A 14089-nucleotide genomic window follows, 5' to 3' on the forward strand; every position below is an offset into this window, starting at 1 on the left:
CCTGCGAAAGCGGGCATCCAGCGTTCACCGGCCGGGATTTTCACGCAGGCCGCGGCGTGCTGGATCGCCCGGTCGAGCCGGGCGATGACAGCGGAGCTTGTGAACATCGCGCTCAAACCAGCGCCTTGCCGGCGGCGAATGCCTTCGCGGTAGCCTCGTCGTTGGCCTGCTCAGGCAACAGCATCTCGTTGTGCGCCTTGCCGGAGGGGATCATCGGGAAGCAGTTTTCCAGCGCCGCGACGCGGCAGTCGAACAGCACCGGGCGCTTGACCGCGATCATCTCCTTGATGGCGCCCTCGAGATCGGCGGGCTTGTGCACCTGGAGGCCGACGCCGCCATAGGCTTCCGCGAGTTTGACGAAGTCCGGCAGCGCCTCCGAATAGGAATGCGACAGGCGGTTGCCGTGCAGCAGCTGCTGCCACTGCCGCACCATGCCCATGTACTGGTTGTTCAGGATGAAGATCTTGATCGGCAGCTCGTACTGCACCGCCGTCGACATCTCCTGCATCGTCATCTGCACCGAGGCATCGCCCGCGATGTCGATGACGAGGCTGTCGGGATGGGCCACCTGCACACCGATGGCCGCAGGCAGGCCGTAGCCCATGGTGCCGAGGCGCCCGACGTCATCCAGCGATGCGGCTCCTCGAAGCCGTAGAACTGCGCCGCCCACATCTGGTGCTGGCCGACCTCGGTCGTGATGTAGGTATCCTTGCCACGCGTCAGCTCGAACAGGCTCTGGATCGCGTGCTGCGGCAGGATGACGTCGTTGCTCTTCTTGTAGTAGAGCGAGTTGCGGGCACGCCACTGCGCGATCTGCTGCCACCACGACTTGATGTCGGGCTTCTTCGCCTCCGCCTTGAACACCTGGAGGATGTCGCCGAGGATGTTGCCGCAGTCGCCGATGATCGGCACGTCCACGCGGATATTCTTGTTGATCGAGGACGGATCGATATCGATGTGGATCTTCTTCGAGCTAGGGGAGAACGCATCGACGCGGCCGGTGATGCGGTCGTCGAAGCGCGCGCCGACGCACAGCATGACGTCGCAATCATGCATGGTCATGTTGGCTTCGTAAGTGCCGTGCATGCCGAGCATGCCGAGCCAGTTCTTGCCGGACGCCGGATAGGCGCCGAGGCCCATCAGCGTGGAGGTGATCGGGAAGCCGGTGACCTCAACCAGCTCGCGCAAGAGCTTGGTCGCCTCCGGGCCGGAATTGATGACACCGCCGCCGCTGTAGATCACCGGGCGCTTGGCGTTGGCGAGCAGCGCCACCGCCTTGCGGATCTGCGTCGCATCGCCCTTCACGCGCGGCGCATAGGAGCGGTGCACGTCGGACTTGCGCGGTGGATGATAGGTGCCGGTCGCGAATTGCACGTCCTTGGGAACGTCGACCAGCACCGGACCCGGCCGGCCGGAGGTCGCGACGTAGAACGCCTCGTGCAGCACCTTGGCGAGATCGTTGACGTCACGCACCAGCCAATTGTGCTTGGTGCAGGGGCGCGTGATGCCGACGGTGTCGCATTCCTGGAAGGCGTCGTTGCCGATCAGATGCGTCGGCACCTGGCCGGAGATGCAGACCAGCGGGATCGAGTCCATCAACGCGTCGGTCAGCGGCGTCACCATGTTGGTGGCGCCGGGGCCGGAGGTCACCAGAGCGACGCCCGGCTTGCCGGTCGAGCGCGCATAGCCCTCGGCGGCATGGCCCGCACCCTGCTCATGGCGGACCAGGATGTGCTGGACCTCGCTCTGCTGGAAGATCTCGTCATAGATCGGAAGCACCGCGCCGCCGGGATAGCCGAAAATGTCGGTCACGCCGTGATCGATGAGCGCGCGGACGATCATCGCGGCGCCGGTCATCTGGTTCGGATCGTGGCTCTTGTCGCTCATTGGCTTGCTCCGGATGCGCTGTTGTCAGCGGCTTCGTTCGTGTCGGGTTCGGGAAATAAAAAAGGCCCCGAAGAGGGCCCACGCACACCGCCTGTCTTGTGGATGGCAGCTAGCCACCCCCGGCGGTGTGCCTGGGTACGACGGCGATAAGGAGTTTGGTAATAATGTTACGCATGGCAGGCGCCCGGCTTCCCAAAGGTTGCGCGAAACATAGCGGCCAAAGCCTGGATGTCAAGGCAATGCGGCCGTTCCCGCGCGATTTTGGCAGTGTAGCGGTGTTCCCGGGGTTCGGCGAGAGGTAAATTCGGGAACCGGGCACAAAAGCACGTCAGTCCGAGTCCGCACTCGCCGCCGCGAGCCATCCCCTCGCCTCCTCCGGCTTGACCCATTCGAACTCCGGCAATTGGTGCCGGAACCAGGTGAACTGGCGCTTGGCGTAATGGCGGGTGTCGGCGCGCCCGATTGTGGCTGCTTCGTCCAGGCTGAGCTCACCGCGCAGATGCCGGATCAGCGCCGGCACGCCATGGGCCTTCATGGCCGGCAGCAGCGGATCGAGATGTCTGGCGGCCAGCCGCTCGACCTCCCCCAGCGCGCCGGCGCCCAGCATGGCATCGAAGCGGGCATCGATGCGGGCATAGAGCTCGTCGCGCCCGGGGGCGAGAAACACCGCGCGAAAGCTGTCCTTCGGCAGCAACTGCGGCTGGCCCTCATGGTGCCAGTCGAGCAGCGAACGGCCGGTCGCCTCGACCACTTCGAGCGCGCGCGCGATCCGGGTGCGGTCGCGCAGATTCAATCGTTCGGCCGCGCGCGGATCGCGGTGTGCGAGTTCCGCGTGCAGCGCCTCGACGCCGTTCCGCTCCAGCCGCGCGCGCACGTCCTCGCGCACCTCGGCGGGAATTGGCGGCACCACGGAGAGGCCCGCCGTCAGTGCCTTGAAATAGAGCCCGGTGCCGCCGATGAAGATCGGCAGGCGGCCTTCGGCCGTCGCCGCTTCCAGCACCTTCGCCGCGTCGCTGACCCAGGCACCGGCCGAGAAATTCACGGCCGCATCGACATGGCCATAGAGACGATGCGGTACGAGCGCCTCATCCGCCCTTGTCGGCCGTGCCGTGATGATGCGCAGGTCCCGGTAGACCTGCATGGAATCGGCATTGATGACGACACCGCCGGTGGCGAGCGCAAGCTCGAGCGCCAACGCCGACTTGCCGCTGGCGGTCGGGCCTGCGATAAGCACGGCCTTGCCAACATGCCTTCTGCTGACTTGCCCCTCGCTCACGAAAACCTCAAATGTCCCTCGTCGCCACGCTGATCTGCAATCCCGACAATCCTGCGCTCGACTCTACCATCGTCGACGGCGCCCGCGCCGTGCTGCCAAAGGCAGCTCCCGCGCACTGGCTGTTCGACGGAGTTGCGGTCGACATTCCCTTCGGCGCCGACAGTAACCTCGAAGGCGACCGCCACGCCATCGAGCAGCGGCTCCGCGAGCTTCGCGGCGACCTGCCCATCGACATCGTCGTGCAGCCAGTCGGCTTCCGGCGCAAGAAGCTTTTTCTCGCCGACATGGATTCCACCATGATCGGCCAGGAATGCATCGACGAGCTCGCCGACTTCGTCGGGGTGAAGGCGCATGTGGCCGCCATCACCGAACGCGCGATGCGCGGCGAGATCGAGTTCGAGCCGGCGCTGCGCGAGCGCGTTGCGCTGCTCAAGGATCTGCCCGCCAGCGCGGTCGACGAGGTGCTGGCCAAGCGCATCACGCTGACCCCCGGCGGCCGCGAGCTGGTCGCGACCATGCGCGCGCACGGCGCCTACACCTGCCTCGTCTCGGGCGGGTTCACGCTGTTCACGACCGCGGTCGCCGCCAAGCTCGGCTTCCAGGAAAACCGCGCCAACGAGCTGGTGGTGCGCGACGGCAAGTTCACCGGCGAGGTGAAGCAACCGATCTTGGGCCGCGCCGCGAAACTCGCGACGTTGGTGGATCTGATGGAATCGTTCGATCTCGACGATCTCGAGTCGGTCGTGGTCGGTGACGGCGCCAATGACCTCGGGATGATCCAGGCGGCTGGGCTGGGCGTGGCGTATCATGCCAAGCCGGCGGTGGCTGCTGCGGCGGCGGCGCGGATCGATCACGGCGATCTCACCGCGCTGCTCTATGCTCAGGGGTTTCGGCGCGAGGAGTTCGTGGAGGCTTAGCCTCTCCCATCGTCAGCCCTTGCTGCTGGCTCAGCAGCCGTAGGGTGGGCAAAGGCGCGCTTGCGCCGTGCCCACCACTCTTGCCGCGATGGTGGAAAGATGGTGGGCACGCTTCGCTTTGCCCACCCTACGAGACCGTACTGCGACTACTGCACGCTCAGCGCCACGAAGCGCAGCTCGCCGTCGGCATTGGAGACGAGCAGCAGCACCGACTTCTTGCCGTCCTTCTTGAGCTGGTCGACCCGCTTCTGGATCTCGGCGCCGCTCGACACCGCCTCCTGCGCCACCTCGACGATGACGTCTCCGGCGGAGAGCCGCTTCTCGGCGGCGTCGGAATTGGCGTCGACACTGGTGACGACCACGCCCTTGACGGTATCCTTGATCTTGTAGCGCGTGCGCAGATCCTTGCTCAGCGTTGCCAGATCGAGACCGAGCGCCTTCTGCGTCACCGGCTTCTCGGGCGCGGGCTCGTCGGTCTTCACCGCGGCCTGCACCTTCTCGGGATCCTGCAGACGGCCGAGGGTGACCTTCTTGGTCTGCTCCTGGCCCTTGCGGATGATGATCACGTCGACCTCCTTGCCGACCGCCGTGTCGGCGACGACGCGGGACAGATCCTTCGGGTCCTTGACGTCTTTGCCGTCGAACTTGACGACGACGTCGCCGGGCTCGATGCCGGCGGGCTTGGCCGGGCCCTTGTCGTCGACGCCGGCGATCAGCGCGCCACGCGCGGGCTTGATGCTGAGGCTCTCGGCGATCTCGTCGGTGACGCTCTGGATGCGCACCCCTAACCAGCCGCGGCGCAGCTCGCCGAACTGCCGGAGCTGGTCGACGACGCCCACGACGGTCTTCGACGGCACGGCGAAGCCGATGCCGATGGAGCCGCCGGAGGGCGAGATGATCAGCGTGTTGACGCCGATGACGTCGCCGTCGAGGTTGAACAGCGGGCCGCCGGAATTGCCGCGGTTGATGGAGGCGTCGGTCTGGATGTAGCTGTCATATGGCCCTGAAGAGATGTCGCGGTTCTTGGCCGAGACGATACCGGCCGTGACCGTGCCACCGAGACTGAAGGGGTTGCCGATCGCGACCACCCAGTCGCCGAGGCGCAGCTTGTCGGAGTCGCCGAACTTCACCGCGACCAACGGCTTCGGCGGCTTGATCTTGAGCACGGCGAGGTCGGTCTTCTTGTCGACGCCGACCAGTTCGGCCTTGATCTTGGTTCCATCGTTGAGAATGACGTGGATCTCGTCGGCATCGGCAATGACGTGGTTGTTGGTGACGACCACGCCTGATGTGTCGATGATGAAACCGGAGCCAAGCGAATTGGTCTTGCGCGGCGGGTTGTTGTCACCGCCTTTGCTGCCACCGCCGGGACCCCTGCGGTTCTTGAAGAAGTCGTCGAAGAACTCCTCGAAGGGCGAGCCGGGCGGCAGTTGCGGCATGGTGTTGCTGCCGCCGCCCTTGGCATCGACGGTCTGCGACGTGGAGATGTTGACGACCGCGTCGATCACCTTCTCGGCGACGTCGGCGATGCCGTCCGGCCCACGCGCATGAGCCGGCGTGCCGAATGCGCCGAATGCACCGATGGCGAGCGCGGCCAGCCCAGTTCGCACCCAATGGCGCAAGCGGGACGGGGCAATGGTGGCAGCGGTCATTGTGATCTCCAGAGAATAGGGGGTTCGGCGCCAGACTGCGCTCGAACGGGGGGACGGCGCAAGCGCAGAGCTTAACGGGTCTCAACACCCCGATAATACGGCGAAAACCAGTCGTTCGCCTTCACTTTGGCGTTGGCATGACGCCTAAACCGGGCGCCGCATCACCCAGATCAGGATCAGGCCGGCCACGGCCGAACCGATCCCGACCGCCCGCAGGATGTTGTCCGGCGTGGCGATGGCGCTCTTCATCGCCTTGCGCATCCAGTTGGGACTTGCCGCGAACATCAAGCCTTCGAGCACGAACAGGATGCCTAGGCCGATGAGGAAGTCGGCGAACGCAATGGACCTCATCGGAATGGAACCTCCCGTTGTGCTGTTCTTGTCTGGACAAAGGGCGGCCAGACCGGCCGCCCTTGTCTAGCTTACGGCTTCGCCGGCGTCTCGGTTGCCGTCTTGCCGGACGGGCTACCGAAGTACCGGAAGAAATCCGAGTCCGGCCGCAGCAGGAAGCGAGTGTCGCTCGAACGCAACCCGTTCTCATAGGCCGTCATCGACCGGTAGAAGGCGAAGAAATCGGCGTCCTTGCTGTAGGCTTCCGCAAACAGGCGGTTGCGCTCGGCATCGCCCGCACCGCGGGTCTGCTCGGCCTGCGAATTGGCTTCCGCGACGATGACGGTCGCCTCGCGGTCTGCCTTGGACTTGATCTCCTGAGCCTTCTGGCCACCTTGTGCACGGAACTCGGCGGCCTCGCGCTCACGCTCGGTTTTCATGCGCTGGTAGACCGCCTGGCTGTTCTGCTCCGGCAGGTCGGCGCGGCGGATCCGGACGTCGACGACCTGAATGCCGTAGCCATCGGCCTCGCGGTCGAGCTGGTCGCGGATGCGCAGCATCAGCTTTTCGCGGTCGTCGCGCACCACGTTGATGAAGCTAACCTCGCCGAGCACGCGGCGCAGCGCCGCGTTCAGGAGCGTGGTCAGCTGAATGTTGGCAGCCTGGATCGAGCCGACACTCTGATAGAACCGCAGCGCGTCCTTGATGCGGTAGCGCGCGAAGGCGTCGACCACCAGCCGCTTCTGGTCGGAGGCGATCGCTTCCTGTGACGGGTTCTCCAGGTCGAGGATCCGCTTGTCGATGTTGATCACCGAATTCCACGGCGCCTTGAAATGCAGGCCGGGCACGGTGACGACGTCGACAGGCTTGCCGAACTGGAGCACGATGGTCTGCTCGGTCTGCTGCACCGTGAACAGCGACATGTAGGCCACGATCAGGATCAGGAGCAGCCCGAGCAGCGAGACGAAACCTGTAACCGGAGACCTCATCGGCTGCCTCCGCTCGACTGCGGACCGGTCATAGGTGCCCGCTTGGGCGCCAGTTCGGGAAGCGGCAGATAGGGCACGACGCCTTGACCCGAGGGGCCGCCGTCATAGACGAGCTTGTCGGCGCCGCCGAGCACGCGCTCCATCGTCTCCAGATAAATCCGTTCTCGCGTCACATCGGGCGCCTTCTTGTATTCGTCGTACACTTTCAGGAAGCGCGCGCTCTGGCCCTTGGCCTCGGCGACCGCCTGCTCCTTGTAGCCTTCGGCGTCCTGGAGGATCTTGGCCGCCCGTCCGCGCGCCTGCGGGACCACCTGGTTGGCGTAGGTCTGCGCCTCGTTTTGCAGCTGCTCGAGATTGGCGCGTGCAGCCTGCACGTCGCGGAAGGCGTCGATCACCTGCGCCGGCGGATCGACCTTCTGCATCTGCACCTGGGTGATCAGAATGCCCGCGCCATAGCTGTCGAGGGTCTTCTGGATCAGCTCCTGCACGCCCTGTTCGGTGACATTGCGCGCCCCGGTCAGGATCGGCTGGATCTGCGAGCGGCCGATCACCTCGCGCATCGCGCTCTCGGCGACTGCCTTCACGGTGCCTTCGGGATTCTGGATGTTGAAGAGGAAGTCGCCGACGCCATCCGGCTTGATGCGCCAGAGCACGGTGAAGTCGACGTCGACGATGTTTTCGTCGCCGGTCAGCATCAGGCTCTCTTCCGGGACGTCACGTATGGAGCGGCCGCGCCGCGCCGGATCGTCGATCAGCGTCATGCCGATGGAGATGGTGTTGACGCGCAGCGCCTTGGGCAGCAGCACTGTCTCGATCGGATAGGGCAGATGGTAATTCAGGCCCGGCTGCACCGTGCGGACGTGCTTGCCAAAGCGCAGCACGACGCCAAGCTCTTCGGACTGCACGCGGAAGAAGCCTGACAGCAGCCAGAACGCGACGATGAGCAGGATGATCAGCGTGATGCCGACGCCGGAGAAATAGCCGCCGGGCATGATCTGCTGGAGGCGGTCCTGGCCGCGCCGCAGAAGGTCTTCCAGATCCGGCGGCCTCGGCCCGACCGGTTGCGGGCCTGAGCCCCATGGTCCCTTTGGACCCGAGCCCCACGGGCCACCGCCCTGATTCTTCCACGGCATACGACGCTCTCCTCGGCAGGGTGGAATTGCCCCCGCCCGCTTTGTCCGGTCCGGCTTTATAGGGGACGGGCAGGTCCCTTACAACGCAGCCCTGACCGTCTTTCGAGCTATGCTCGGGCACGAAAAAGTCAATGTAAACATTGGCGAATGCGGTTAATGGCCCGCCCGCCGACGATATGTCACATAGGAGAAGTCGGCGCTGTCGTCGGGGCCGGCAGGATGACGGATGCGTGCCACCTCATCCCACTCCGCCTTGTCGATGTCGAAATGCGTGTCGCCTTCGGGCCGCGCATGCACTTCAGTGATTTCGAGGCGATCGGCGCGATCGAGCAACTGCCGATAGATCTCGGCGCCGCCGATCACCGCGATCTCGGCGACCGAACGCCGCAGGGCGTCGCCCCGCGCAACCTCGCTCGCATCCGCCGCCGATGTCGTGACGATGGCCCCGATGGCGCGATAACCCGCATCGCGCGTGATCACGATGTTGGTGCGGCCCGGCAGCGGACGGCGCAGGGATTCGAAGGTCTTGCGACCCATGATCACGGGCTTGCCGATCGTGAGCGCCTTGAAGCGCGCCATGTCGGATTTCAAGCGCCACGGGATCGCGTTGCCTGCGCCGATGATTCCGTTCTCGGCGATCGCGACGACGAAAACGATCTCCATCAGGCAGAGCTCCCGGCAAGCCGTGTCAGCGCCGGCCCGGTGACGCGACACAGCGTCCAGTCGTCCATCATGACGGCACCGAGCGATTTGTAGAACGCGATCGACGGCGCGTTCCAGTCGAGCACCGCCCATTGCAGGCGCGACCAGCCGTTATCGACGCATTCCTTCGCGAGATAGACCAGCAGCGCCTTGCCGAGGCCCCTGCCCCGATGCGATGGCCGCACATAGAGGTCTTCGAGATAGATGCCGTGCCGGCCGCTGAAAGTGGAGAAATTCGCAAACCACACCGCAAAGCCGACCGCCTCGCCGCTCCACTCGGCGATCGCGCAATGAAGTTGCGGCCTGTCGCCGAACAGCGCGTCCGCGATGTCAGCCTCGGTCGCCTCGACCTCGTGCGACAGCTTTTCATATTCGGCGAGCTCGCGGATGAACGCAAGAACGAGCCCAGCTTCGCCGGAGCGCGCGCGGCGGATGTTGACCGACATCTGCGCTAGACCGCGACTTCCGCCTTGATATGCGGATGCGGATCGTAGCCGACGAGTTCGAAGTCCTCGTAACGGAAGGAGAAGATGTCCTTCACATCAGGGTTGATCCGCATCACCGGCAGCGCGCGCGGCGCGCGGGTGAGCTGAAGCCGCGCCTGCTCCAGATGGTTGGAGTAGAGGTGGGTGTCGCCGAGCGAGTGCACGAAGTCGCCGGGCTTCAGGCCGGTGACCTGCGCGACCATCATGGTGAGCAGCGCGTAGGATGCGATATTGAAGGGCACGCCGAGAAAGACGTCGGCCGAGCGCTGATAGAGCTGGCACGACAGCTTGCCGTTCGCGACATAGAACTGGAACAGCAGGTGGCAGGGCGGCAGCGCCATCTTCTCGACGTCGGCCGGATTCCAGGCGGTGACGATCAGCCGGCGGGAATCGGGAGTGCGCTTGATCATGTCGATGACATTGGCGATCTGGTCGATGCTGCGCCCCTCGGCCGTGGGCCAGGAGCGCCACTGATGGCCGTAGACCGGGCCGAGATCGCCATTGGCATCGGCCCATTCGTCCCAGATGGTGACGCCGTTGTCGCGCAGATATTTGATGTTGGTGTCGCCCTTCAGGAACCAGAGCAGCTCATGCACGATCGCCTTCAGCGGCAGCCGCTTGGTGGTCAGCATCGGGAAGCCGGCGGACAGATTGAAGCGCATCTGGTGGCCGAACACCGACAGCGTGCCGGTGCCGGTCCGGTCGGTCTTCTCGGCGCCGTCTGAAAGAATCCGCTCGAGCAGGTCCTGATACTGGTGCATATGTCGTGAGCCTTTGGGGAGGCGGGAAACTTAACGGCCGCCTCTGCGCTGCGACAGCGGCGATTCGCTGCCCGCACCGATTATACCCGGAAAAGTGAGTGTTCCCCGCGCAAACGACAAGGGGCGGAACTCGGCATTCCGCCCCTCACCTATCAGCTTGATCCTGCTGGCTAAGTTGCCGGCTTGAGCACCGGGCTCCACTTCGCGATCTCGTTCTTGACGAGGGTCGCCAGCGCCTCCGGCGTACGGTCCTTAGGGCCCGGAATGACGCTGCCGAGCTCGAGCAGGCGCTTGCGCACGGTCTCGTCGTCGAGCGCCTTGATGGCAGCGGCGTTCAGACTCGCCACGATCGCCGGCGGGGTTCCCTTCGGTGCGAACATCGCATTCCAGGCCTGGGCCTGGAATGCCGGCAGACCGGCTTCCGCCGTCGTCGGCACGTTCGGCAGCGACGGATTGCGCTCCGCCGTTGCGATCGCATAGGCCTTGATGGTGCCGGCATTGATCTGCGGGACGGCGTTGACGATCTGGTCGCACATGTAGTCGACCTGTCCCGCCACCAGCGCGTTCATCGCGGGACCCGTGCCATTGAAGGGCACACCGACCGGTTTGATGTCGAGGATGGAGTGCAGAAGCTCGCATGAGGCGTGCGAGACCGAGCCGACGCCGGCATGCGCGGCATTCACCTTCTCCACATTCGCCTTCACATAGGTGACGAACTCCTTGAGGTCCTTCGGCGGAAAATCCTTGCGCGCCAGGATCAGGATCGGCGTGCCCGCGAGCAGCGCGACCGGCTCGAAGTCCTTCTCGGGATGATAGGCGAGTTTCGGATAGAGCGGCACGGAGGCGGCATGCGTGCCCATATGTCCGGTGATGAGCGTATAGCCGTCATTGGCCGCACGCGCGGCCCGCGTTGTGGCGGTGGTGCCGCCGGCGCCGACCACGTTCTCGATGATGATGCTCTGCCCTAGCGTCTGCGCCATGTGTGCGGTGACGATGCGCGCGACGACGTCGGTCGGTCCGCCGGCCGCAAACGGCACGATCATGGTGATGCTGCGCGTCGGATAGGTCTGCGCCTCAGCCGGTGCAGCAAGGACGCACAACGATGCGAACGCCGCGGCACATGCGCCCGCAAGCGCGCGAATGACAGTCATCTCGATCTCCGGGAAAACAAACAAAAATGCCGGCCACAAGGCCGGCATTTTCATTTCACGAAGCCGTCACACAAGTCGATTCGACTTCCGAATGCGGCGCGCCGACGCAGGGCGCGCGCCGACGCAGGCGCGGCGCCTCAGTTCTCGGACTCGGTGAACACCTCGTCGCGCTTGGCGCGCAAGACCGGTAGCACCGTAAGGACAAGAAGGGTCGCCGCGACCGCGAGCAGCACTGCCGACAACGGACGCGTCAGGAACACGCTCCAGTCGCCGCGTGAGATCAGCAGCGCACGGCGCAGATTCTCTTCCATCAGCGGTCCCAGCACCATGCCGAGCAGCAGCGGCGCCGGCTCGAAATCGTGCTTGATCAGCCAGTAACCGACGAGGCCGAACACACCTGCGAGGATGACGTCGACCGGCGCGTTGTTCACCGAATAGATGCCGATCGCGCAGAAGATCACGATCGAGGGGAACATCAGCCGGTACGGCACGCGCAAGAGCCGCACCCAGATTCCGACCAGCGGCAGGTTGATGATGATCAGCATCAGGTTGCCGATCCACATCGAGGCGATCATGCCCCAGACGAGATCCGGCTGCTTCTGCATCACCTGCGGACCCGGCACGATGCCGTGGATGGTCATCGCGCCCACCATCAGCGCCATCACCGCGTTCGGCGGGATGCCGAGGGTGAGCAGCGGGATGAAGGAGGTCTGCGCGGCGGCGTTGTTGGCGCTCTCCGGCCCGGCCACGCCTTCGATCGCGCCGCGGCCGAAGCGCGACGGATTCTTGGCGAGCTTCTTCTCGAGCGTATAAGCCCCGAATGATGCAATGGTCGCACCGCCACCGGGCAGGATGCCGAGGATCGAGCCGAGCACGGTGCCGCGTAGGATGGCGGGCGTCGAGTCGACTAGGTCCTTCCTGGTCGGCATCAGACCGGTGATCTTCTGCTGCACGAGATCGCGACTCATCTCGGCGCCTGCGTCGAGATTGCGGATGATCTCGGCAAAGCCGAATACGCCCATCGCCACCGTCGCAAAGCCGAGGCCGTCGGCGAGCTCGGGAATGTTGAAGGCCATGCGCGAGGCGCCGGTCTCGATGTCCGAGCCGACCATCGAGAGCAACAGACCGAATACGATCATTGCGATCGCCTTCAGCACCGAGCCCTTGGCCAGCACCACCGCGAAGATCAGGCCGAGCACCATCAGCGAGAAATACTCGGCCGGGCCGAACGCCAGCGCGAGTTTCGTGAGCGGCGCGCCGAGGACGGCAATCAAGACGGTCGCGACGCAGCCGGCGAAGAACGAGCCGATCGCGGCGATCGCCAGCGCCGGGCCGGCGCGGCCCTGCCTGGCCATCTGGTGGCCGTCGATGGCGGTGACGACCGATGTCGCCTCACCGGGTATGTTGACCAGGATCGACGTTGTCGAGCCGCCATACTGGGCGCCGTAATAGATGCCGGCGAGCATGATCAGCGCGCCGACTGGCGGCAATCCAAAGGTGATCGGCAGCAGCATCGCGACCGTTGCGATAGTGCCGATGCCCGGGAGCACGCCGACCAGCGTCCCGACCAGGGCGCCGATCAGGCACATCAGGAGGTTGATCGGAGAGAACGCGACGGCGAAGCCGTGAGCGAGGTTGGCAAAGATATCCATCACGCCCTCACTGGATCAGGAAACGCGGAAACATCGGCATCGGCAGCCCGAGCACGTATGGAAACAGGATCGCGCAACCAACCGTCAGGCAGGCGCCGACGATCGCCGCTTCAAGCCAGCGCGTCTCATTCGATCCGGTCGCCGCGATCATGAAGCTTAGGAAGGCCGTGACCACGAGGCCGAGGGGCCGGATCGCCAACGCAAAGAAGAGGATCGCCGCCACAACAAACAGCGGTCCCCGCCAGGCGTAATGGGAAAGCGGGGCTCCCTCCGTCAGGAGGCCCGTCAGGGCGATGCCGGCGGACAAGGCGACCAGCAGGCCGCCGAACATGCGCGGCGCGGTCCCCGCGCCGAAGGAGAAGCCGCGCATGCCCTGCAAATCACTCGACGCCCACAGCGCGAACAGGGCGACCGCCATCAGGACGATGCCGCCGACATAGTCCTGCGCCGACCGGATCGTCATGAACAGCGTGAGGATCGCCACCACAAACAGCGGATAGGAATAGATCAGTGCCAGCAGCACCTCGGACGATACCTTCTTGGCCCCACCACCGAGCGACCCGAAGATGGCGCTGGGCGCTCCGGCGAGCAGCGCCGTCGCGTGGCTGGTGACGACCATTGCCGGGCCGCGGCCGGTGCCCCAGCCGAAGATCGTCCCGATCGACCAGATCAATTCGAAAATCTGCGGCGCAATCGCCAGCAGACAAAAACCGAGCGCCAGCTTTGTGTTTCGGGTGGCTGTCGCTGAGTGGCCCATCGTGTCGGCCATGCCTGTCTCCTCCGCGACCCGTAAGTCACGAGCACTGTTGTTCTAAATCGGCTGGAACTGAATCCCCCGCCCGGATCACTGCCTAGCGATTTTCATCACACAATGCCAGCAAAACCCAACAAACCCCCAGCATGCAGGAACCAGAGTGGATTGATGCGCGAAACCGATGCGATCACCGTAACCATCACAGTCAGGGAGCAGTGCAGCAATTGTGCGATCGGTCGCAGGGCACTCGCCGCCGTAGCCTATTCTATTAACGTCACGATAAGCACGTTCGGGCCGGGCGAGAGCTGCGCGATCGCATAGGCGTCAGTGAACTGCCTGTCGGTCATCCAATGATGCACCTCGACCGCAATGAGGTGCATCTTGGGCACCTGAGCCGCGG

13 protein-coding genes and 1 pseudogene are annotated in these 14089 nt (G+C 64.8%); 1 reads left to right on the forward strand and 13 read right to left on the reverse strand.

The window, feature by feature from the left end; genetic code table 11:
- Window positions 1–112: 112 nt before the first annotated feature.
- A pseudogene (locus CWO91_RS21890) lies at window positions 113–1887 on the reverse strand (acetolactate synthase 3 large subunit).
- 328 nt (window positions 1888–2215) lie between these two features.
- Window positions 2216–3163: a tRNA (adenosine(37)-N6)-dimethylallyltransferase MiaA gene (miaA, locus tag CWO91_RS21895; protein WP_130216174.1), complete on the reverse strand. Its 948-nt coding sequence runs from the start codon at window positions 3161–3163 to the stop codon at window positions 2216–2218.
- Window positions 3164–3174: 11 nt separating this feature from the next.
- Here miaA and serB point away from each other — a divergent pair, with 11 nt between their 5' ends.
- Window positions 3175–4080, forward strand: coding sequence for a phosphoserine phosphatase SerB (gene serB, locus CWO91_RS21900; RefSeq protein WP_130216176.1), 906 nt, complete (start codon window positions 3175–3177; stop codon window positions 4078–4080).
- 146 nt (window positions 4081–4226) lie between these two features.
- Here serB and CWO91_RS21905 read toward each other — a convergent pair whose 3' ends face one another.
- From CWO91_RS21905 to CWO91_RS44390, 11 genes are all read right to left on the reverse strand, one after another.
- Window positions 4227–5732: a Do family serine endopeptidase gene (locus CWO91_RS21905; RefSeq protein WP_128935963.1), complete on the reverse strand. Its 1506-nt coding sequence runs from the start codon at window positions 5730–5732 to the stop codon at window positions 4227–4229.
- Window positions 5733–5876: 144 nt separating this feature from the next.
- Window positions 5877–6083, reverse strand: a complete 207-nt coding sequence (locus CWO91_RS21910; protein ID WP_027560516.1) for a DUF2065 domain-containing protein — start codon at window positions 6081–6083, stop codon at window positions 5877–5879.
- 71 nt (window positions 6084–6154) lie between these two features.
- Window positions 6155–7051 carry a protease modulator HflC gene (hflC, locus tag CWO91_RS21915; protein WP_130216179.1) on the reverse strand — a complete coding sequence of 299 codons (897 nt, stop codon included), beginning with the start codon at window positions 7049–7051 and terminating at the stop codon, window positions 6155–6157.
- Window positions 7048–8184: an FtsH protease activity modulator HflK gene (hflK, locus tag CWO91_RS21920; protein ID WP_128935965.1), complete on the reverse strand. Its 1137-nt coding sequence runs from the start codon at window positions 8182–8184 to the stop codon at window positions 7048–7050. Before hflK ends, hflC begins: the two co-directional genes overlap by 4 nt.
- 153 nt (window positions 8185–8337) lie before the next feature.
- Window positions 8338–8847: a dihydrofolate reductase gene (locus CWO91_RS21925; protein WP_130216181.1), complete on the reverse strand. Its 510-nt coding sequence runs from the start codon at window positions 8845–8847 to the stop codon at window positions 8338–8340.
- On the reverse strand, window positions 8847–9332 hold the full coding sequence (locus CWO91_RS21930; RefSeq protein ID WP_130216183.1) for a GNAT family N-acetyltransferase: 486 nt from the start codon (window positions 9330–9332) through the stop codon (window positions 8847–8849). The genes CWO91_RS21925 and CWO91_RS21930 overlap by 1 nt, the downstream gene beginning before the upstream one ends.
- A gap of 5 nt (window positions 9333–9337) precedes the next feature.
- On the reverse strand, window positions 9338–10132 hold the full coding sequence (locus CWO91_RS21935) for a thymidylate synthase (RefSeq protein ID WP_130216185.1): 795 nt from the start codon (window positions 10130–10132) through the stop codon (window positions 9338–9340).
- A 170-nt stretch (window positions 10133–10302) separates the two neighbouring features.
- A complete protein-coding gene (locus tag CWO91_RS21940; RefSeq protein ID WP_130216187.1) occupies window positions 10303–11283 on the reverse strand; it encodes a tripartite tricarboxylate transporter substrate binding protein BugD in 981 nt (326 codons plus the stop codon).
- A 137-nt stretch (window positions 11284–11420) separates the two neighbouring features.
- On the reverse strand, window positions 11421–12935 hold the full coding sequence (locus CWO91_RS21945; RefSeq protein ID WP_164939538.1) for a tripartite tricarboxylate transporter permease: 1515 nt from the start codon (window positions 12933–12935) through the stop codon (window positions 11421–11423).
- A gap of 7 nt (window positions 12936–12942) precedes the next feature.
- A complete protein-coding gene (locus CWO91_RS21950; protein ID WP_130216189.1) occupies window positions 12943–13704 on the reverse strand; it encodes a tripartite tricarboxylate transporter TctB family protein in 762 nt (253 codons plus the stop codon).
- 245 nt (window positions 13705–13949) lie between these two features.
- Window positions 13950–14078 (reverse strand): chromate transporter, encoded by a 129-nt coding sequence (locus tag CWO91_RS44390; RefSeq protein ID WP_283810987.1) that lies wholly within the window; start codon window positions 14076–14078, stop codon window positions 13950–13952.
- Between the last annotated feature and the right edge of the window lie 11 nt (window positions 14079–14089).

The sequence above is a fragment of the Bradyrhizobium genosp. SA-3 genome (genome assembly GCF_004212635.1).
In the GTDB taxonomy this organism is placed as follows: Bacteria; Pseudomonadota; Alphaproteobacteria; order Rhizobiales; family Xanthobacteraceae; genus Bradyrhizobium.

Excerpts from the sequence above, each read along its gene's own strand:
- serB (WP_130216176.1), top strand. The coding sequence starts at position 3,175 with ATGTCCCTCGTCGCCACGCTGATCTGCAATCCCGACAATCCTGCGCTC.
- CWO91_RS21905 (WP_128935963.1), bottom strand. The coding sequence starts at position 5,732 with ATGACCGCTGCCACCATTGCCCCGTCCCGCTTGCGCCATTGGGTGCGA.
- CWO91_RS21910 (WP_027560516.1), bottom strand. The coding sequence starts at position 6,083 with ATGAGGTCCATTGCGTTCGCCGACTTCCTCATCGGCCTAGGCATCCTG.
- hflC (WP_130216179.1), bottom strand. The coding sequence starts at position 7,051 with ATGAGGTCTCCGGTTACAGGTTTCGTCTCGCTGCTCGGGCTGCTCCTG.
- hflK (WP_128935965.1), bottom strand. The coding sequence starts at position 8,184 with ATGCCGTGGAAGAATCAGGGCGGTGGCCCGTGGGGCTCGGGTCCAAAG.
- CWO91_RS21925 (WP_130216181.1), bottom strand. The coding sequence starts at position 8,847 with ATGGAGATCGTTTTCGTCGTCGCGATCGCCGAGAACGGAATCATCGGC.
- CWO91_RS21930 (WP_130216183.1), bottom strand. The coding sequence starts at position 9,332 with ATGTCGGTCAACATCCGCCGCGCGCGCTCCGGCGAAGCTGGGCTCGTT.
- CWO91_RS21935 (WP_130216185.1), bottom strand. The coding sequence starts at position 10,132 with ATGCACCAGTATCAGGACCTGCTCGAGCGGATTCTTTCAGACGGCGCC.
- CWO91_RS21940 (WP_130216187.1), bottom strand. The coding sequence starts at position 11,283 with ATGACTGTCATTCGCGCGCTTGCGGGCGCATGTGCCGCGGCGTTCGCA.
- CWO91_RS21945 (WP_164939538.1), bottom strand. The coding sequence starts at position 12,935 with ATGGATATCTTTGCCAACCTCGCTCACGGCTTCGCCGTCGCGTTCTCT.
- CWO91_RS21950 (WP_130216189.1), bottom strand. The coding sequence starts at position 13,704 with ATGGCCGACACGATGGGCCACTCAGCGACAGCCACCCGAAACACAAAG.